Source organism: Zongyangia hominis, from assembly GCF_014385095.1.
In the GTDB taxonomy this organism is placed as follows: Bacteria; Bacillota; Clostridia; order Oscillospirales; family Ruminococcaceae; genus Zongyangia; species Zongyangia hominis.
On sequence record NZ_JACRTC010000012.1, the window covers coordinates 1 to 19415 of the forward strand.

At 52.3% G+C, this 19415-nt stretch carries 17 protein-coding genes and 1 pseudogene; 5 read left to right on the forward strand and 13 right to left on the reverse strand.

Features of this window, described 5'->3' with window-relative positions; all coding sequences use genetic code 11:
• From H8709_RS11370 to H8709_RS11380, 3 genes are all read left to right on the forward strand, one after another.
• Window positions 1-597, forward strand: a 597-nt coding sequence (locus tag H8709_RS11370) for a phospholipase D-like domain-containing protein (protein ID WP_262398458.1), incomplete at its 5' end; no start/stop codon positions are given.
• Window positions 598-609: 12 nt separating this feature from the next.
• Complete coding sequence (locus tag H8709_RS11375; protein WP_002587438.1) at window positions 610-1800, forward strand: AI-2E family transporter; 1191 nt, start codon at window positions 610-612, stop codon at window positions 1798-1800.
• Between the two features lie 187 nt (window positions 1801-1987).
• Window positions 1988-2344 (forward strand): helix-turn-helix domain-containing protein, encoded by a 357-nt coding sequence (locus tag H8709_RS11380; protein WP_016147209.1) that lies wholly within the window; start codon window positions 1988-1990, stop codon window positions 2342-2344.
• 223 nt (window positions 2345-2567) lie between these two features.
• Here the strand turns inward: H8709_RS11380 and H8709_RS11385 are convergent, their stop codons facing one another.
• From H8709_RS11385 to H8709_RS11405, 5 genes are all read right to left on the reverse strand, one after another.
• Window positions 2568-3983 carry a relaxase/mobilization nuclease domain-containing protein gene (locus tag H8709_RS11385; protein ID WP_002578499.1) on the reverse strand — a complete coding sequence of 472 codons (1416 nt, stop codon included), beginning with the start codon at window positions 3981-3983 and terminating at the stop codon, window positions 2568-2570.
• Window positions 3984-4038: 55 nt separating this feature from the next.
• Window positions 4039-4371: a hypothetical protein gene (locus H8709_RS11390; protein WP_002578498.1), complete on the reverse strand. Its 333-nt coding sequence runs from the start codon at window positions 4369-4371 to the stop codon at window positions 4039-4041.
• Window positions 4368-5222, reverse strand: coding sequence for a nucleotidyl transferase AbiEii/AbiGii toxin family protein (locus H8709_RS11395; protein WP_002578497.1), 855 nt, complete (start codon window positions 5220-5222; stop codon window positions 4368-4370). Before H8709_RS11395 ends, H8709_RS11390 begins: the two co-directional genes overlap by 4 nt.
• Window positions 5219-5812, reverse strand: coding sequence for a type IV toxin-antitoxin system AbiEi family antitoxin domain-containing protein (locus tag H8709_RS11400; RefSeq protein WP_002578496.1), 594 nt, complete (start codon window positions 5810-5812; stop codon window positions 5219-5221). The genes H8709_RS11395 and H8709_RS11400 overlap by 4 nt, the downstream gene beginning before the upstream one ends.
• A 136-nt stretch (window positions 5813-5948) precedes the next feature.
• Window positions 5949-6386 carry a hypothetical protein gene (locus tag H8709_RS11405; protein WP_002578495.1) on the reverse strand — a complete coding sequence of 146 codons (438 nt, stop codon included), beginning with the start codon at window positions 6384-6386 and terminating at the stop codon, window positions 5949-5951.
• 120 nt (window positions 6387-6506) lie between these two features.
• On the opposite strand from H8709_RS11405, the gene H8709_RS11410 reads away from it, so the two are divergent.
• Window positions 6507-6746, forward strand: coding sequence for a helix-turn-helix domain-containing protein (locus H8709_RS11410; RefSeq protein ID WP_002578494.1), 240 nt, complete (start codon window positions 6507-6509; stop codon window positions 6744-6746).
• A 33-nt stretch (window positions 6747-6779) separates the two neighbouring features.
• Here H8709_RS11410 and H8709_RS11415 read toward each other — a convergent pair whose 3' ends face one another.
• From H8709_RS11415 to H8709_RS11440, 6 genes are all read right to left on the reverse strand, one after another.
• Entirely contained in the window at window positions 6780-7091 is a 312-nt protein-coding gene (locus tag H8709_RS11415; RefSeq protein ID WP_002578493.1) for a CD1845 family protein, read from the reverse strand.
• Window positions 7088-7393 (reverse strand): hypothetical protein, encoded by a 306-nt coding sequence (locus H8709_RS11420; protein ID WP_002578492.1) that lies wholly within the window; start codon window positions 7391-7393, stop codon window positions 7088-7090. The genes H8709_RS11415 and H8709_RS11420 overlap by 4 nt, the downstream gene beginning before the upstream one ends.
• A gap of 152 nt (window positions 7394-7545) precedes the next feature.
• Window positions 7546-7890 carry a plasmid mobilization protein gene (locus tag H8709_RS11425; RefSeq protein ID WP_002578491.1) on the reverse strand — a complete coding sequence of 115 codons (345 nt, stop codon included), beginning with the start codon at window positions 7888-7890 and terminating at the stop codon, window positions 7546-7548.
• Window positions 7887-8693: a DUF3848 domain-containing protein gene (locus H8709_RS11430; protein WP_002578490.1), complete on the reverse strand. Its 807-nt coding sequence runs from the start codon at window positions 8691-8693 to the stop codon at window positions 7887-7889. The genes H8709_RS11425 and H8709_RS11430 overlap by 4 nt, the downstream gene beginning before the upstream one ends.
• Before the next feature lies 1 nt (window position 8694).
• Entirely contained in the window at window positions 8695-16683 is a 7989-nt protein-coding gene (locus H8709_RS11435; RefSeq protein ID WP_262398459.1) for a MutS N-terminal domain-containing protein, read from the reverse strand.
• A gap of 53 nt (window positions 16684-16736) precedes the next feature.
• Entirely contained in the window at window positions 16737-17093 is a 357-nt protein-coding gene (locus H8709_RS11440) for a TnpV protein (RefSeq protein WP_072853158.1), read from the reverse strand.
• On the opposite strand from H8709_RS11440, the gene H8709_RS11445 reads away from it, so the two are divergent.
• Window positions 17092-17895, forward strand: a complete 804-nt coding sequence (locus tag H8709_RS11445; protein ID WP_072853160.1) for a hypothetical protein — start codon at window positions 17092-17094, stop codon at window positions 17893-17895. The two genes, H8709_RS11440 and H8709_RS11445, sit on opposite strands and share 2 nt — an antisense overlap.
• Before the next feature lie 49 nt (window positions 17896-17944).
• Here H8709_RS11445 and H8709_RS11450 read toward each other — a convergent pair whose 3' ends face one another.
• Window positions 17945-18160: a transposon-transfer assisting family protein gene (locus tag H8709_RS11450; RefSeq protein WP_002588921.1), complete on the reverse strand. Its 216-nt coding sequence runs from the start codon at window positions 18158-18160 to the stop codon at window positions 17945-17947.
• A gap of 1 nt (window position 18161) precedes the next feature.
• A pseudogene (locus H8709_RS11910) lies at window positions 18162-19388 on the reverse strand (YodL domain-containing protein); the annotation flags it as partial.
• Between the last annotated feature and the right edge of the window lie 27 nt (window positions 19389-19415).

The following is a 19415-nucleotide window of genomic DNA, read 5'->3' on the forward strand; positions in this document are numbered from 1 at the left end:
GACTACGAAATCTTCTACCCATGGAAAGAACAAGAGTGCCCTGTTACTGCAAAGGGGTTTGTTCAGCCATACGCTGACAGTCCAATGGATGAAGAAAATGTGGGCGAACACGTTTACCTGCATATCTTAAACAATGCAAAGAAGTACGTGTATATCAACACCCCATATCTGATTGTCGATGATAGTATGCTTTCCGCTTTGCGTCTTGCGGCAAAAAGTGGTGTAGATATACGCATCATCACACCCCACCGCTGGGATAAATGGTGGGTACACATGACCACACGCTCGTATTACCGAGAGCTGATAAAATCAGGCGTTAAAATCTACGAATATACCAATGGTTTCATCCACTCCAAAACCTTTGTGTCCGATGACCGTACTGCAACAGTCGGGACAACAAATTTGGATTTTCGCAGCTTATATCTGCACTATGAATGTGGTGCTCTGCTCTATGAGGCCAAAGCTGTTATGGAAGTCAAGGAGGATTTTCTGCAAACGCTGGAGATATGCCAACAGGTGACAGAAAAGGATTGCAAAACAAATATCGTAGTGCATCTGCTCCAGGATATACTGCGGCTATTTGCACCACTAATGTAAGGAGGGTCTTGAATGTTTGAAGATATTGAAACACACAAAAAATTATCAAAGTGGATTATCGGAACGTTTACAGCCTGCATTTTGATTTATCTTGGCATCCGACATATTAGTCATGTAGCTGATGCCGTGATGTGGTTGAAAGACCTGCTGAACCCACTTTTAATTGGATTGATTTTGGCGTTGTTTCTGAATGTTCCGTTGGGGGTTATTGAAAGACATCTGTTCCCCAAACATCCGACATCTAGGAAAACGAAAATGCGCCGCCCGCTTGCGATCCTGCTTTCATTTATTTTGGTGATAGGGGTCTTTGTCGGTGTTGCTTTTCTTGTTATTCCCGAATTGATCGATGCAGTATCTATTGTCATATCATCCTTGACGAATGGTCTGGATCAACTGGTGGCATTTGAAAGCACGGCTGACTATTCTAAAATCCCATTCGGAGAACAGCTGTCCCAAATTGATATTGATTTTCTTGAACTGAAAGACAATTTGAATGAATGGTTGAATCAATTGGGAACCACCATTATGGACACTGCTGCTTCCGCATTTGGAAGCGTGGTTGCGACGGCAGTCGATTTTGCGATTGGTCTTGTGTTCTCAATTTATATTTTGGCCAATAAGGAGAAATTAAAAAGTCAGATCACCCGAATTGTCCGTGTATGGATTCCAGCATGTTTTGCCGAGCGGGGCATTCATGTGGCAGCTGTCTGTGAAAAAAACTTCAAGCTTTTTGTAGCAGGGCAAACGACTGAGGCAATAATTTTAGGCAGCCTGTGTGCAATCGGTATGTTAATTCTGAGAATACCATATGCGCCGATGATCGGTGCGCTTGTTGGGGTAACAGCACTGATTCCCTATGTCGGTGCCTGGATTGCTACACTTGTGGGTGCATTTTTGATTCTGACAGTCAATCCTTTTAAGGCACTGGTATTCATTATTTTCCTGCTTACTTTGCAACAGATCGAAGGAAATGCAATCTATCCGAAAGTTGTGGGCGCAAAAATCAACCTTCCTGCCATGTGGGTTTTAGCGGCAATCACAATAGGTGGCAATCTGGCTGGACCAATCGGTATGTTGCTTGGCGTACCTGCCGCAGCAGCCACTTACGCTCTTTTGAAAGAAGCAACCGATAAGCGGGAAACGCATCTGAAAACACAAGAAAAAGAGCAGATGGGTAATTCACATAAACAGAATATATCCTAAAAAAATTATCTCAAGATAAAAACTCATAGTAGGGTGTAAGGACTCATGATATAAAAATATCAAGGGTCTTTGCGCCCTATTCGTTTTTTATATTACAAAATCGGCATTATCATACCTTTTAGCGGGCATAATAAGGTTATTCCTCAAAACAAATCGGCACGATACAATGTTATTGAGGTGAATGATTATGCCGATTGACGATTTAACCGCTTTGGGTCAAATAATGCGGGAGGCCCGAAAGAAAAAAGACCTGACACAGCAGGAGCTTTCAGATCTGAGCCATGTTTCTGTAAAACAAATTGCCAACATTGAAAAAGGGCAGATGAACCCTTCCTATTTGATTTTAAGAGCATTGGCCAAGGTTTTGAACATCTCTCTGGACTCTCTAATAAATCCGGATGTTTCTCCAGAAGATGAGGGAGCCAACCAGATGAAAATGCTTTATTCCAGTTGCCCGTCAGAAATGCGTGAAACCCTGCTGCACCATACACAGGAGACCATGCAGGAATTAACAGAACTATCTAAGAAAATTGAAGCGAATTGAGCCAGTGAGTGAAATTTGACGGTTTCCTCTCTGGCTCTTTTCATTTCTGCAAAGAAAGCGGCAAGCAATGCCGGTGTTAATACACTCGGCCCACAGAGGGAAAAATCCTGACGTGATTTCCCCCTCTGCTTTGCTTGTTGAGGGCAGCGCCCCCAAGCCCCTTTGAACGCAGAATTTCATTCTGCGGCTACGCGTCCGATGGACGCTTATGACCATGACCGGCTTACCGCTGGCCGTGGTCTTTTTCTTGTTCTTTTTTCTGTTCCTCATCCATTTTCAGCAGCCGATCCACATTGGCCTTTGCCGTCAAAAGTTCCCGCATTTCCTCACGGGAACGCCGGTACTCGGCGTAGGTTTTCTTCTTTTCCTCCAGCAGTTTGGCATACTCAGATTGCAGGTCTTTGACCTTGGGCAGCTTCTTCACTCCCATCTCATCAAAGGCATTTTTTGCCGCCTGATGGAGCAGAATTTCTTGCTCATGTTCCTCCCGAAATTTTCGGGAATAACCGGCCTTGCGATAGGCAACATAGGTCTCGCGGGTCTTGGCATAATTAACGATATGGGTACGCAGGACGGCGATCTCTGCCATGCGTTTCTCCGTCGCCTTAATCTGCGCTGACAGCTCATTGTGATGGGCGGTAGCCGCCACCGCTTTTTCTTCCAGCTCTGTATAGTCCAGTAGGTGATGTTCGGTAAGAAAATTCACGGTCTGCGCCATCTGTTTTAAGTTAAAAACCTTGGCCCAGCGTGCATATCCAGCACCTTTCCCGGCCTGCAATTTTGCCTGAATATCCACCAGCAAATTGACCTTGGGTGGCTCCGGCTGCACGGTGGATTTCTTGCGGGGCGTGTGCTGCTTTTCTCCAGCCAGCACCGCACGGATTTCTGTTTCGCTGTACCCGGCTCCCAGCTTGTCATCCATACGGGCTACATTCTTCCAGCCGGGAGCTTTAAGGCGGATTGCTTTCCCGCGCCGAGATACCTCGCAGCCCATCTCGGAAAGCAGTTGCAGAAGTGTGTCAAAGTCTGCTGGCTTTTGCTCCAGCGCCCGGTCAATCATCACCCGTAGCTGTTCCCGATGGGAGGGCTTGGCTTGTTCGCCCAGCCACTTGTTGTAGCTTTTTCCGTGGGGCTTGGGGTTCTCCACAATGGATAGTCCGTTCTCGATACAAATGGTGTCACTTAAACGTCGAACAGCTCTGGTGCTTCCCCAAAAGTTACGGAACTTCCGGTCACAATCCATATTGACCGCCGACCAGATGATGTGATTATGAATATGCGATTTGTCGATGTGGGTGCAGACCACAAAGGAATGATTGCCTTTGGTGAACCGCCTGGCAAATTCTATGCCCAGCCGGTTGGCTTCCTCCGGTGTGATCTCTCCGGGCCTGAACGACTGGCGCACATGGTAGGCGATCACATCATCTGTACCGCGCACTCGTCCGGTGGCGGCAATATACTGCCGCTTTGCCAACAGAAACTCTGCATCAGCAGTGCGGCTGTCACATCCATAGCTGGTAATCAATTTTCCGTTGTCGGTCTTTTGGGGATTTGCCACATAGTCAATAATATCGCTGATGGCACGGCTCTCAGTCCGACCCTTGCCGATATGCAGCGGCATGATGCGTGTGGTTGCCATAAGGGAGACCTCCTTTCCAAAAAAGAAACGGCCTGCATGGTGCAGACCGCTTTTGTTATTCTATTAAATCGTCCTCATCGAGAAAATCAAAATTGTCCTCGATGTCCTCTAACCGCTTCGGAGGAAACCTCATCTCGTATTGTTCTTTTGCCAGCGCACGAACTTCCCGGCGCTTATCTTTCATTCGGTTCTTCAGCCAGGAAATCTGCTCCTTTGATAATCTCCATGGGAGATTCAGCAAGCGGTTTATTGTCATTTGCTCCGCTTGCTTCTCCGGCGGCAAAGAAGCACAGGATTTACAGACGTGCGCCGCATGACCTTTGCCGGAAAATTTTTCATTAGCCTTATATTCTCCGCAGACTTTACAATAATGGCCGTGCTTCTTCATAGGCTCGATTCCTTTTCACTGAGAGCGTATAAACTGCGCACCGCCCCCATGATGATGTTCCACTCCAGATCTGCCGCATAGGAAAATTTTTTGCGGTACGATTCCCAAAGTTTCTGCATAACCGAGCTGTTCTCCACTTCCTCAAAAACTTCGGCAGCTTCTGCAAGATGTCGTTCTGTCCCGCGTTTGTGAGCAGTGGCCCGCAGCGCATCATGGAGAATCTGAGGGTCCAATGTATTCCCATGCAGCTGTTCCAGAATATAAATGTCATAGAAATCTCTCATGCGGGTGTTGGTGGTAGTTCTGGTAATGATCGTTTCCAGCTTTTCGGCCAGAACCGTTTCCAGATTGTACGCCCAAATATCAATGGAGCGATCTTCCAGCATCAGCTTGAAAGAGTAGCGGATCTCCCTGGGGGTAATGGCATCCCCTGTGGAAATGTCAATCTTCAAAGGCGTCACCACACCGTCAAAGGTTGTAGTCATATTTACGCGAATCCCCGGATATTCCGCCTCATCCATAATCTCCGAAATACTTTTCAGCTGGAATTTGACGCCATCATCAAGCGGGACACTCACAATAGCGGAAATCAAATTCTCTATGTCCTCCACATTGACATTGGCTCCTTTTACAGTAGCGTCCAAATCCATCGTGGAACGGGCATCCAGACCAACCATAGCCGCTACCAGCATACCGCCTTTCAGAATAAATTTGTCACGATATTCAGAAAGGGAGATACGCTCCAGAAAACGCTCCATCATGTAGTTCCGCATCAAGAGCTGGGCGTCCGCAGATTTTTTTCTGGAAAGATTGCGGATCAGATCCTTCAACTGCCTTGCTGTTTTTATCATAAAAGCACCTCCAAATACTGCCGCAGAATTTTTTCTACCCGGAACATACCGGCATACCGCATCAATGTCCGCAGGTCTTTGTCTTTTCTTCTGGCATACATCTTTAATGCCCCTTGAAAAGTCTGCATCTCCATGTTGTTCCTGCTGCGGAGCAGGTCGCAGATGGTGCGCTCCAGGTCATAGACAGGAACTGTATGCCCAAATGGTGTCTGAGCCGTTGTCAGGCCCACCCCATGCAGTTCCGCCTTAATGGTGAATACCTGTACGCCCTCTGCTTTCAGCTTGGAGGGATTATATCCGGTCTTGACTGTGACCGTATATTCCAGCGGCTCGCGGTCTGTCAGATCGTGAAAAAATAAAGCTGTCTCATGGGAAAACACTGCCTGTTCGACCCGCAGATGAAGTAAGTACATGGCATCGACCCAGGCATCCTTGGAAAGATAAATTCCATGCGCGACCCGCTCCAATTCCCGTGAGTGCACATAATCATAAAAAACAGGCTTAGAAATACCAGCAGATACTACTTGAGCTGTTCGCAGCATCCCATCCTGTGTTTCCAGCAGCTGATCCAGCTGTTCAAATTGTCCCACCGTACCACTTCCTTTCACACTAATATTATAAGCAATATTAGTTCAAAAGTAAAGTGATGAAAATTCGGCATAATTTTACCGACAGCTTAACGTTCAACAGTTTTGGAAATATGAAGTGGCAGCAAAATAGACAACCTCAGCTGCCCATTTCATCACGATATGAAATAATCTGCTTCTTTTTCTGTTTGGCACACCGTAACGTTGTGGCTGCTCCGCCCCAATCATGGAGAACATAGGCCACCACTACATCGGCGGACTCTACCATCCAGCGATTTCTATGAGAAATCGAAAAACGGCGCGGTACGTTTTCCAGCGGTGGATACACGGTACTGTCATAGCCAGAAACATCCCGGCCAGTGTTCAAATATGCCAATACAAGAACCAGCTCGATTTGCGGATACTTTTTCTTTTGTTCCCGTAAAATAGACGCTGCTAAACTGTCGAACTCTCCATATCCTCCAAGATAAAAAGTTGTTGCTCCTTGCTCAATTAGGTCTTGTGTTACATTGCGAAGCCAATTCGCAATATTGTCTGCCTTTGTGATTTGCGAATGGCCACAAAAAGTTACGTTCATACGATGGCACCCCTATTACCATCATACTGCAAATAGCTCTATTAGTACAGGTACAGGGACTAATTTTAGCAAAACTGCCCATATACTAAATATAGTACAGTCACAGGGGCGGTGTATAGAATGAAGCTAAACGAGGCGGTAAGCAAACGTCTGTTAGAATTACTAGATGAAAGAAAAATGACACAATATCAACTGTATATGAAAAGCGGTGTTCCCAAGTCTACGATTGGAAATGTCATCAACTGCTCGTATGATTCGGTTAAGCTACGGATCATTCATGAGATGTGCCAAGGAATGGGGATTGGGATAGATACCTTTTTTGCATCGCCGCTTTTTCAAGAAGATAACCTAGAACCATAAAACCTCCGACGAAATTCGTCGGAGGTTTTCATATTATCCATAAACCAAATCTTGAATGATAAACTTCAAGTCCTGTACCTTGCCCAGTAGCCAGATTGCAGCCATTGGCAAACCATAGGGACTAATGAGAAATGCTATCACCAGCAGGATAATGCCGTTTTGCAAGGAGTAAGTAATCAGAACTGCCACACCCAGCAGGGCAACCACCATGCTGATAAGCCCCAGCACCAAACCGGAGACATAGACAATCCCCACACAAATCCAGACGAACAGGGTCAGCGACAGAATCACCGGAGCCATTAAAATCTTCAACGGCAGTTTCAGAATGAACCAGATCGCCCTCATTTTTCTTCCTCCTTCCATCGTTCCCGAAAGCTCTGACAGAGAATTTCTGCCTGTCTTTCATCTTCTTCCGTCACTTCTCGGCATCCTTTGGTTAGCCGCAGTTCCTCATAGCTGCGATAATCAGATAACAGCACCTCGAATAGTTCGTCCGGTGTCCGGCTGAGAAGTCCATCCACACAGTAGCGGGAATCTCCATTCCATGTGACGCGGAGATAACCTTCTCGACAAGGGAGGACTTCTTCCTCTAGATCACAGTCCAAATACTCACGAAAAATCTCCAACACCTTCTCAAAGGTTTTCATCTATTCTCAACTCCTTTGCGGCAATCTGTTTTCTACCCATATTATCCTTCCAACATTTCAAAAAGACAAGGATATGGGCAAAAGAAAAAACGGAGGAAGGCGCGGCGAAAAGAACGCCGTTCCTCCCTCCGCAGTTGGGGCATATATCCCTGTTACGAAAGCCTGGAAAGCTGGGTTAGGATTTCTTTCACGCCCTCCCATAACTGCTCCTGCCGTTGGGCTATATCCTCCAGGTCAGCATCATAAATCCGCCCCGTTTCATGTACCCGTCGGGTGAGCTGGTTCAGGTTATTGCTGCTTCGGCGCAACAGGGATACCAGTTCCTTCAGCTCCGGCAAGTCCAGCTGTACCACATAGCCGTCCACAGCCATCTTCCGCAGATAGGCGCTCAGGTTTTTTGTTCCGAACTGTGCCATTTTCTGCTGGATCGCTTCCATCTCCGCATCGGAAACCCAAAACAGGACCGGCACATCCCGTTTACGCTTTTTGGCGCTCATCGTTCCGGCTCCTGTTTCTTCGATAAAGCAGGCTTGTGGGTGGTAGGCTCCTGTTTGAGCTTTTGCAAGACAGAGCCTTTCTCCGGTTCCTGAAGCGTTTTTCGTGCCTGCCGTGTAAACAGATCGGTCAGACCAAGATTGACCTCATCCACAACCAGATAAGCACAGTGGCGCGAAGTGCCGCTGTCCTCCGGCATGGGAATGGTCTTTGCCCAGGCTTTGTTGTCACGGGAAACGCGACCGTCGCTGTCCTTATGCTGGATGGTGTTGGCAAGGATGAACTGTACTCGTTCCGACCCGAACTTTTCCAGCACCGCCTTAACCGCAGACTCCGTATCCAGTCGGTTATCCGCATAGTGGGCGCTGATGGCGTGTTCAATGGCCTCTTTACAGTCAAAGTTTGCCTGATAAGAGCGGTTATATTGTGCCATCTCCCCATGCTGGGACGCATAGGCGGCAGAATGGAGATAGAGAGGGATGGACCGCTGTTCTTCCAAAACCTTACACACATCATCCGCTCGGTTTTCAATGCTGTCCCGGATCACATCCATGTAGCCGGTCTCCAGCTTCTCAAAGTGACGGTACACATCGGCCAGCGGTGTAGGCGAATCCAAAAGCGCCTGGGCCTGGGCATCGGTCAGCTCCAAGTCCTCCATCGCCATCACAATGTCCTCCCGGACGGTGTACTCATAGGTATGGTGCAGGATTTCCTCCGGGGGCTGGCTTTTCAGCCAGTCCCGGTATTTGTCCTGTTCAGCGGCCATCTTCTCATAAAGGGCCGTATTCAGATCGTTGGTATTCATGTTATCGCACCTCCTCATGTTGTTTCGGTTTCTTTTCAGGGCTACGGGGTGGCACCGGGCGCTTCAAGCTGTCCAGCACCGAAGGCCGTGCGCTCTTGGCAACCACAGTTTCCGGCTGGGCATGGCCCTTGCCGTCAATGTTCAGCAGCGTGTCCAGTTCCACCAGACGGGCGGACTTGACTCGCAGATCATCCTCAAAGGGAAACGGCTTTCCGATTTCCTCTTTGGCTGCGGCCTGCTGTTGGTAAAGGTTGTCCAGCTGGTTTTTCACGGCTTCCAAACGCTGAGGCATTTGAGCCAGTGCATTGTCGATACGGGTGAGGTTTCCGCGCGGGTCTGTGCCGAGGCTTGCCCGGTGGGTCATCTGGCCTTTCAACAGGAGCGTATATTCCTGTTTCCAAGCGGAAAACTCCACGGACATAGTAAAGCCCCGATAGCTGCCGATCTGCACCGGTTCGGAGCCTTTGACCTCCTTACAGGCGTCCAGCAAGGCTGCACCGGCGTTTTCTTTGTCAGTCAGCACATCGCCCCGGATCTCCATTCCAGCAAAGCCATCCTCCGGGTGAGGATGGGCGGCCAGGGTCTCCAGATCCGCTTCAAAGCCTTTAATAAACCCCTTGTTAGTTTCGATTTCCTGGGGGAAGTATTTGAGCAACTGATCCTCCAGGCGGTACTGCTTGCTCTGATGGTCAGCTTTCATCAGCTTCAGACGCGCAACCTCCACATCCAAATCCATGCGCTCCTTGATACGGGGGTCTCCGGCGCACAGGGCCTTGATCTCGGCAAAGGACAGCGCCGTTTCGTCCACATCATCGCAGGAGCGGACCGGGCTTTTGCTGGTCATGATTTGCGAAATGAATTTCTGTTTGTTCTCCACCGTCTGCCACAGGTAGGCATCGAAAGTTCCCTCGGTAACATAGCGGTACACATGGACCAGCGGATTCTGGTTGCCCTGGCGCTCGATACGGCCCTTGCGCTGGGCAAGGTCTCCCGGACGCCACGGACAATCCAGGTCATGGAGCGCCACAAGCCGGTCCTGCACATTGGTGCCAGCGCCCATTTTGGAGGTGCTGCCCAGAAGGACGCGCACCTGCCCAGTGCGAACCTTGGAAAACAGTTCTTTCTTCTGCACCTCGGTCTTGGCTTCGTGGATAAAAGCAATCTGCTCGGCGGGCATTCCCTGGGCGATGAGCTTCTGGCGGATGTCCTCATAGATGGTAAAGGCAGGCTCAGGCTCATCCAACGGCACAGCCTGTTCCAGCGCATGAAGTGTGGGATTATCCAGCTGTTTGGCTGCCTTTTTGGAGGGGGCTGCCTGGGGCGTGGAAATGTCGCAGAATACCAGCTGGGTCAGCTTGTCAGCCTCGCCGTCCCGCCAGATCTGCATGATATTACCCACACACTGATTGACCTTGGTGCCGGGTTCATCCGGCAGCAGCTGGTTGATGATACGCTGGTCCAGACCCAGCTTGCGGCCATCGCCGGTAATCTTGAGCATATTGTCCTCTGAGGGGTCAACGCTGCCGCTGTGTACCCTGGAGGCGCGCTCGGAGAGAACCTGCACCATCTCTTTTTGGTGTTCAGTAGGCTGGGCCACGATGTTGTGGTATTCCACCTCCGGGGTGGGCAAGTTCAGCTGATCGGCGGTTTTGATGTCGGCAACTTCACGGAACAAGTTCATCAGCTCCGGGAGGTTGAAAAACTTGCTGAATCTCGTTCTTGCCCGGTAGCCGGTGCCTTCCGGTGCCAGCTCCAGCGCCGTGACGGTTTCTCCGAAGCGGCTGGCCCAGCAGTCGAAGTGGGTCATGTTCAGCTCTTGCAGGCGGTCATACTGGAGATACCGCTGCATGGTGTAAAGTTCGGTCATGCTGTTCGATACGGGGGTGCCAGTGGCGAAAATCACACCACGGTTTCCGGTCAGTTCATCCATATAGCGACACTTTGCAAACATATCGCTGGACTTTTGGGCATCGCTTGTGGAGAGACCTGCCACATTCCGCATCTTGGTGTATAAAAACAGGTTTTTATAGTTATGCGCCTCATCGACGAACAGGCGGTCCACACCCAACTGCTCGAATGTTACCACATCGTCCTTGCGGCTCTCGGCCTGCAATTTCTCCAGCCGGGCTTCCAGGGACTTCTTGGTGCGTTCCAACTGCTTGACCGTGAAACGCTCACCGCCGCTGTACTTCACCTCGGCAATGCCCTCGGTGATCTCGTCGATCTGCTCCTGAAGGAGCCGTTCCTGACGCTCTCGGCTGATGGGGATTTTCTCAAACTGGCTGTGTCCCATGATGATGGCGTCATAATCGCCGGTGGCAATGCGGGCGCAGAACTTCTTGCGGTTGTGGGTCTCAAAGTCCTTTTTGGTGGTGACAAGAATGTTGGCGGAAGGATAGAGCCGCAGAAACTCCGACGCCCATTGTTCGGTCAGATGGTTCGGCACCACAAAGAGGGATTTCTGACACAAGCCCAGGCGCTTACTCTCCATGGCGGCAGCCACCATTTCAAAGGTTTTGCCAGCGCCTACCTCGTGTGCCAGCAGCGTATTGCCGCCGTACAGCACATGAGCGATAGCGTTTTTCTGGTGTTCCCGCAAGGTGATGGCCGGGTTCATACCACCGAAAGTAATGTGTCCGCCGTCGTATTCACGGGGACGGGTGGAGTTCATTTCCTCATTGTACTGGCGGACCAGAGCTTGGCGGCGGTCCGGGTCTTTCCAAATCCAGTCTTTGAAAGCGTCCCGGATCGCTTGCTGCTTTTGGGCGGCCAGGGTGGTCTCTTTGGCATTCAACACCCGGCGCTCTTTGCCGTCTGCATCCTCTATGGTGTCGTAGATACGGACATCCCGCAGGTTCAGGCTGTCCTCCAGAATCTTGTAGGCATTGGCACGGCTGGTTCCGTAGGTGGTATAGGCTGCCACATTGTTCTGGCTTACAGAGCTTTTGCCGGTGATCTGCCACTCAGCGGTGAAAGAAGAATAGTTGACCTCGATATTGCGCTGGAGATAAAACGGCGTGTCGAAGGTCTCATACATAAACTGCTGGATGTACTCTTTGTCGATCCAGGTAGCGCCCAGGCGCACCTCAATCTCCGACGCATCCAGGTCTTTGGGCTGGGCAGCGGTAAGGGCCTCCACATTGACTGCAAAGGAAGGGTCCTGCTGTGCGGCCCGCTGTGCCTGACGCAGCTTGCGCCGCACATTGCCGGACAGGTATTCGTCGGCTGTTACATAATGGGGAGTGCCGTCTTTCTCCAACTGCCCAGGTACACGGAAGATCACGCCTTGCAGCTCGGCGGCCAGTTCGTCGCCGGTCTTGCCGGTCAACTCCGCCATATACGCCATATCGACAAAGGCTTTTTCGGAAATTGATACGGCCAGAGCTTCACTTGCGGTATCCACAGTGTCCACCGCCTTGTGGGGCTTGATGGTGCGCTTGGTGAACATATCCGCCTTGCGCTCCAGCTTGCCGTCCTCGTCAATGACTTCCAGCGCGCAGAGCAGATAGTAGCTGGAATCATCAGCAAAGGCCAGCCGGTTCGCCCGGTCATTGATAAGACCATATTTTGCAGAGAAGCTGTCATAGAGCCGGTTCAGTTCGGCCTGTTTGTCCTGGATGGCGCTGTCCGGTGTGGCGGCGTCCATTTGCAGATCAATGAGCTGCTGGACACATTCTCGCAGACCCACCAGTCCTTTCACACGGGCTTCGGCGGTGGCATTCAGGTCAGGCCGTACCATACAGCTGTTTTCACGGTAATACACATCGCCGTCCACAACGGTGTAGGAGTAATTTTTCACATTGGGGTCAGCAGGGATAGAAGTGTCGATGGCTTCGCCCTCGCCCAGCTCCGGCAGCTCGGCCTCCTGGTAGGTGCCGCGAATGTACTTCACGGCATCATGCAGCTGATCGGCAAGCTCCAGCCCCTCGATGGGGTTCACGGTGTAGTCCATGCCGTGGGCGGTGCTTTCCGGTTCCTGTCGGCCCAGCACCATTTCCGGGTGGTCCAGGAAATAGCGGTTGATGGCAAAGCCGTCCTCGGTCTGCCCGGTCTGCGTCCACTCCGGCACGATGTCCAACGGACGGTCACGCTTTTGCAGGAAGATGATGTCCGAAACGACCTCGGCACCTGCGTTCTTTTTGAAAGCGTCATTGGGCAGACGGATGGCCCCCAGCAGTTCGGCGCGCTGAGCAAGATACCGGCGCACGGTGGAATCCTTGGCGTCCATCGTGTAGCGGCTGGTGACAAAGGCCACCACGCCACCGGGACGAACCTGATCCAGAGCCTTGGCGAAAAAGTAGTTGTGAATGCTGAAATTCAGCTTGTCATAGGCTTTATCCCGAACCTGATACTGGCCAAACGGAACATTACCCACCGCCAGATCGTAGAAATCCCGCCTGTCGGTGGTCTCAAACCCTGCCACGGTGATGTCGGCCTTGGGGTAGAGCTGCTGGGCAATACGCCCGCTGATGGAATCCAGCTCCACGCCGTAAAGACGGCTGTTTCGCATTTCCTCCGGCAGCATACCGAAGAAATTGCCTACACCACAGGACGGCTCCAGGATGTTGCTGGTCTCAAATCCCATGCGGCCCACAGCCTCGTAAATCGCTTTGATGACCGTAGGGCTGGTGTAGTGCGCGTTGAGGGTGGAACCTCTGGCAGCAGCGTATTCCTCCGGGGTCAGCAGTTCCTTCAGCTGGGCATATTCCTTGCTCCAGCTTTCCTTGTCGGGGTCAAAGGCATCGGCAAGGCCGCCCCAGCCCACATACCGAGAAAGGATTTTCTGCTGTTCCGGCGTTGCCTGCTCGGTGGTTTCCTCCAGGTATTTCAGCAGCTTGATTGCCTCGACATTGGCCTGGAACTTAGCCTTGGGGCCGCCTTCGCCCAGGTGATCGTCAGTGATACGGAAATTCTCGGCGGTGCGACGCAGATTGGCCTTGTATTCCTCATAAGAGGCTTCCTCGGCAGCTTTGACATTGGGGAAGGTCTGCCACTCGCCGTTTACCTGAATGGAAACGGGGTGTTCGTCCAGTACCTCATCCAGAGTCTTTTCCGGCTCGACAGCAGGCGTGGGCGGCTCCGGCTCATTGGTTCGCAGGGTCTGAACAACCACATCATAGGGCAGATTGTTCTTATCGCCCGGATAGACAGCCACAGTCTCGGCTTGGAAGGCCGGGGTTTCGGCAGCCGGTTCGGGGCGTTCCTGCTCAAAACCGTCCAACTGACGGGCATACATCCCGCGCAGCAAAGGCGCAACCTCGCTCCACTGGAAGAACAGCATGGCCAGACGCTTTTCATCTGCATCCAGCACTTCCAGCTCGATACCTTCCGGCATCGTGCGGTAATCGGCGGTCTCGCCGGTCTCCAGCTCCATCGTTTCCACGATGTTGGGATAGGCCCGGCTCAGCCACAAGGCTACCTCCTGGTTACTCTTGCCGTTGCGAAGAAGCTCGGAAAGCTCCGCCTTGTCCGCCTCACCAATCAGGCCATGGGCCAGCACATCCCGAAGGTCCTGGTCCACCGTATCCAGATTTGCAGGCAGGAATTCGGTATAGAAGTCGTTGCGGTTATCCTCCCGCAAAAGCTGCTCAAACCGTTCCCGGCTCTCAGCCCGGTAGATGGGATAGCTCATGCCGGTGGGCAGCAGCTGCACCGTGTCATCCCGCAGCTCTGTGATCTGATGGGGCCGGTCATCCAGATAGACAATATCACCCACATTGTAAGGAGGAACCGCTGGATCGTAGGAGGTTCGCTCCCGGAGTGTGCCACGAGCCGCAGCGTATTCCTCATCTGAAACCAGAACACGCAAATTATGGGGAGAAGGCTGTTCCGGCTCATCTGCCGGGACGCTCTCTCTGGATATGGCCTCCACATCCGCCATAACACGCTGGATGAATGGGTCATTATCCAGTTTTTCCTCATCCACCAGTTCACCATTCACAATGCCGCGCTCGGCCAAAGCCTCCCGAATGGCGATGGGGTCGATGTTGTCGAACCGGTCCTGTTCCGCTTCGGTGTAGAACCGGTCCTCCTTGATAAGCTGAGCGATCCGGCGCTGTACCTTGGGCCAGGGCAGCACCGTTCCTTCGGGGCTTTCCGGGCGAACCGAAAACGGGGTTTTGCCATCGCCGCCGTCAAACTCATGGGCCAGCCATGCAGCGGTATCTTTTTCCCGCCCATGTTTCTCCATGTAACGGACAACGGCGTGTTTACTTTCGATTTTGCCGTTCCAGTCCTGGATAGCCTTGTCGATGTCATTGTCCGTGAGAGGGTGCAGCAGCTCATGGAGCTTGGGATAGGTCTCGTCGATGATTTCTCGATGAAGGCGCTGGCGGAACTCCGGTGTGTCGGAATAGAGGCGGAGCAGCTCCATGTTGCCAGATCCCAGGACAGCACGGCGAATAGCGGCATTGCCCTCGATCACGGCGTTCTCATGGTCACTGTGACCGCAGGCATTGCGATATGGCACATCTTCCATAACAGCGGCAAGTACAATGGGCTTGTATTGCTCATGCAGTTCTCGAATCGTAGGGGCTGCGGCTGCTTCGGTCTCCTGAAATACTCTGGTCCCGTCTGCGCCAAACTCCGCTTCCTGGGCATTGATGTGCTGTTCCGCCTCATGGTCGATAGAGGGCATGGAATACTCCTGCCGCTCCCTGCCGCCCTTCGGGACAGCGGAAATGGTCACATCATGCTTATCCCGCAGCTGTTCCACAACCTGCTCCAGCCGGTTTGCCGGAAAGCCGCACATTTCCACACGGCCACCGCCGGGGATAGCGCGGGTCGTGAGATTGAGGTCCAGTTCCGCAGCAGCAGTTTTGGCGTCCTCACCGTACAGCTCAAAAAAATCCCCCATTTGGTAGAGGATTATATCATCCGGGTGGCGCTCCTTGACGCCGTTGTATTCCCACACAGCCGGGTCCGGCTGCTGGGCTTGCAGGGCATCTTCTTCCGCCAGGGCCTTTTCTGCCTGGATTTTGTCATACTCCGCCTGTTCCTGTTCTGTGAGATAGCGTCCCTTCTGGATCAGGTCGGTAATCCGTTTGGCGACTTTCTCCCAGGTGAAATGCACATCCGGGCAGCCGTCTTTTTTGTAGTGCAGACCTTTTCCGTCGTGGCTTTCATCGCTTTTCATTGCACCGGACAGGGCATGGGAGTGACCGCCAATACCATACTTATGTTTGAGAAAATCCACCTTTTCCTTATCCGTATGGGGTTCCTGGAAAAAGGTGAAAACTCGGCCCTTACCGCCCTCAAATCCGCTGCCTCTGGTCATGGCGGCGTCGATCTCGTCCTCAGAGATAAACTGCTTGACCGAAGGTACTTCCGTCAACTGAGAGGTAAAGGTGGTGCGAGGCAAGGACAGATCTTGCAGGTTCTCCCAAATTTCTTTGGGTTTATGGTAGTGGAAGCGCAGCAAATCCCGATCCTGCTGGTAGGCCGTCCAGAAGGCAGCATATTCTTCCGCAAGGTTCTGGCGAAACTCCGGGCTTTTCAGCTGTTCGGTGAGCCATGCAGATTCCTCCGGGAAACCGCGCCCCGGATTGTTGGAAAGGATGGGCAGATACCCAGCTTCTCTGGCTTCCTCGCTGAAATCGTGGTACAGATTCCAGAACTTTTCCGCGAGGAGGGAGCGTTCATAGCCCGCAGCCTCAGCCAGCTCCACATTGGTGGCAAACTGGCCGTCCTGCAAAAGCTGGCCGATACGCTCAGCGGCACTCTCCCAGGAAATGACCTGGGCGGACTTATCGTAACGGGCAGTTTTGCCGTGGGAAAGATGGATTCCATCCTCGGCATACCATGCAGTGATGCTGCCAATCCCGTTGCCGCCATGGTACAGGGTTTTCAGGGTGTCTGCGATCTCGGTGGTGGACTTCTGCTCCTCAAAGGCCGCGACAATGCGCTCTCTCTGGCGATAGGTGTTGCCGCCCAGCCGCAGCACATGGTCGATGTCAGCCTGGGCAAAAGAAAAAGCAGAGGATGTTTTCACATTCTCTGCTTCATCTATGATTCTGATTTGTTCTGCTTCGGAGAGGAAGAAACTCAGCTGTGAATAAGCTCCGCCATCAGAATCTCCTCGGCCTGTGCTTTGCAGGTGTTCATCAGGCCCACCCAGCGCATCGGGTCGCTGGCTTTCAGCTGCTCCGTCGCGCCCGCGTCTTTCGCCAGCTGGGGCATCATCTGCTCCAGACGGCTCTGCGCTGTCTCGTCGATCTCGATGAGGTGCGGGTACAGCTTCTCGGTCAGCAGCAGCTGATTGTAAATCAGGGGCCGGTGTTCCTTCAGGTACGCTTTCCGCATCCTGCCGTACTTGCCCAGGGGCTTCTCCGGCTGTTCGGTCAGCTTCAGGTCGGGAATCTGATAATCTCCGTTCATCGTGTAAGTCAGGCTGTTCTCCATGTGTAACGCTCCTTTCCGCGAGTTGCTCGCGCTCATAGATCTGGATGGTGACGCCGATCTGCCGCAAAACCTGCTGGTTAATCTGGCTGACCGCCGCGCCCAACGCCCCAACCGTGGCCGGGGTATTGAAATCGAAAATCGGCATGAAGTCCTCATGCTGGAAATATTGTTCCGTATCCAGCCCACAGCGAGACATCAGGGCATAGGCGATACTGACGGTGGCGGCGGACTTAAATTGGACTTCGATGTTGTAATCATCGTACTCCGCCAGGAACGAACCGTCAACGATATAGCGGAAATCTCTCTGATGATCGTCCCAATACTCACTCGCCAGCTTTCCGGCTACATCCGTGAGCTGCTGGGCGAGATTGTCACCGGCAACGCCGTAGTTTTGCTCCAGCATGGCCGACACAGGCCCAATGTGCTGTTCTTCCAGCTGCCACAACCAGGGTGTACGGGAATGTTCACGGGTGCCGGTATCGGAAATATCGAACACATAGCGCAGGCGAAGCTTGTCGCCGGAATCGTCCACCAGGGCAATACCCTTGGAGCCACGGCGCACATACCGTCCCATTTTTTCATTCCACAGGTCATACTCGGCGCAGGCGGTGGCATCCGGGCGCTGGGCGTAAATCATCATTTGCTCGTGGAATGGGTATTTATAAAGGCGGGCGGCGGTGGTGAGAAAAGCCGTCCACTCCTTCCAGCTGCCTACAAGCTGGGTCGATACCTGTTCGGCCATCTGCCGGTAAAATTCAGCTTTGGATGGCATGGTTTTCTGTCCTCCCTTCATGTTGAATAGAAATGGGACGGCATATCAGGCCGTCCCATCAGGTCTTTATGTGTGTTTTTTACTCGTCGAAATCTGGGTACAGCTCCAGTTCGGCAAACTCGGTGTCGTTCATAGCTTGGAGTTTACCCAGGGCGCTGTCCGTCAGTTCCCGCAGCTCGGCTTCCTCCGGCGAAAGCTCACCGCGCATCTCCGTCAGAGCGTCGATCAGCCCGGTGCGGCTGCCGGTGTTGTAGATGCAAAGAAGGTTCGTTTCCTCAAAGGTGAAGTTGTTCATATCAAAGCTCCCTTTCCGCGCTCTTTTTTTGCGCTGTCTTTTTGTGTTCCGTCTTGGGCTGGCTTTTCAGCTGCTCCATTACGGACTTTTTCTTTTCCCGTTCCTCTCGATGGACGGCTGCTGCCAAGTCCATAAGAGAAATGGGCTGACCACTGCGGGCCTGTTGTTCCAGCTGGGCCACTGTCGGCTCCTTTGGGCCGTTATTGATGATACCGTCGATCATGCCGTAATCATCTTCCACCGTCATTTCCGCATTTCTCAGCGAATTTTCCGGCAAGAAACCTTGCACCTGGGTGAAACCAACACTGTCGCAGTAATGACAGGATACCTGACCATTCTGCTTGATGGCAACGATGTCACTGACGCTCATAGACGGGCTGTGAAAATCCACCGGCTTTTGCAGATTGAACTGCTCATACAGCCTTTCCAGCTGCTCCATAGTGCTGCCGGAACCGTCCAGAGGGGCGGTATAGATAAGGTCATAGTTACTCCGCTCTACGGACAGATTGTGCGATTGCAGCCAATCCAGATTCATAAAACGCACATTCTGCGGGTCATCCTTGCTCACCTGATAAATAGCAAAACAATTTCCCTCATGGGAAAGAAACGCCTGTTCCCGTTCCAACTGCCGATCCTGTCGTTCCAAAACTTTTTCGTGAAAGTCCGGGCTTTGCTCCCATTCCTCGCGGGACACAGCAAAGATACCGTCATGGGCGTCCAGGTCGGCAGTGTCAAAGGCCATTTCCGGGTTTTCACCCTCCTGGACGATATAAACGGTCAGGTCTCGCTCCATCAGCTCATAGGCTCGCTCTTTGGAGAGGGGCAGAAGGTCACCGTCCAGGTAGCCGCATTTCTCCAGATCATCCTGAGTCAGTGCCGGGTCCGGCATGGGATACTCGTCCAACGCCTGCTCCTGGGCATCCGGCAGCTGGGTGGCGGCAGCTTCTGTGGTCTGCTGGCTGACCTGTTCCTGCATCTGGTGGTAAGCCGCCTCCTGCAAAGTCTCGATCATGGACAGCGGCGCATACTTGATGGACTTGCCGCCCATCCCCAGGTCCTCGCAGATATGGCTAACCGCTGTGGAACGGCCCATATCCGGCCCGTCCAACTGGCCGCCGTCCATCTGCTTCATGGTTGCCACATCGTAGAGCGTGTAGTCCCAGCCGGTGTCGCAGGGCTGAACATGAAGGTAGCTGGTATCATCCAGCACCAACAGGGCCTCCCGGTACTCGGCGCTGGGCTGGACACTTTCGGT

Coding starts and splice junctions, on each gene's coding strand:
- H8709_RS11375 (WP_002587438.1), top strand. CDS start 610: ATGTTTGAAGATATTGAAACACACAAAAAATTATCAAAGTGGATTATC.
- H8709_RS11380 (WP_016147209.1), top strand. CDS start 1,988: ATGCCGATTGACGATTTAACCGCTTTGGGTCAAATAATGCGGGAGGCC.
- H8709_RS11385 (WP_002578499.1), bottom strand. CDS start 3,983: ATGGCAACCACACGCATCATGCCGCTGCATATCGGCAAGGGTCGGACT.
- H8709_RS11390 (WP_002578498.1), bottom strand. CDS start 4,371: ATGAAGAAGCACGGCCATTATTGTAAAGTCTGCGGAGAATATAAGGCT.
- H8709_RS11395 (WP_002578497.1), bottom strand. CDS start 5,222: ATGATAAAAACAGCAAGGCAGTTGAAGGATCTGATCCGCAATCTTTCC.
- H8709_RS11405 (WP_002578495.1), bottom strand. CDS start 6,386: ATGAACGTAACTTTTTGTGGCCATTCGCAAATCACAAAGGCAGACAAT.
- H8709_RS11410 (WP_002578494.1), top strand. CDS start 6,507: ATGAAGCTAAACGAGGCGGTAAGCAAACGTCTGTTAGAATTACTAGAT.
- H8709_RS11415 (WP_002578493.1), bottom strand. CDS start 7,091: ATGAGGGCGATCTGGTTCATTCTGAAACTGCCGTTGAAGATTTTAATG.
- H8709_RS11420 (WP_002578492.1), bottom strand. CDS start 7,393: ATGAAAACCTTTGAGAAGGTGTTGGAGATTTTTCGTGAGTATTTGGAC.
- H8709_RS11425 (WP_002578491.1), bottom strand. CDS start 7,890: ATGAGCGCCAAAAAGCGTAAACGGGATGTGCCGGTCCTGTTTTGGGTT.
- H8709_RS11430 (WP_002578490.1), bottom strand. CDS start 8,693: ATGAATACCAACGATCTGAATACGGCCCTTTATGAGAAGATGGCCGCT.
- H8709_RS11445 (WP_072853160.1), top strand. CDS start 17,092: ATGTGTAACGCTCCTTTCCGCGAGTTGCTCGCGCTCATAGATCTGGAT.
- H8709_RS11440 (WP_072853158.1), bottom strand. CDS start 17,093: ATGGAGAACAGCCTGACTTACACGATGAACGGAGATTATCAGATTCCC.
- H8709_RS11450 (WP_002588921.1), bottom strand. CDS start 18,160: ATGAACAACTTCACCTTTGAGGAAACGAACCTTCTTTGCATCTACAAC.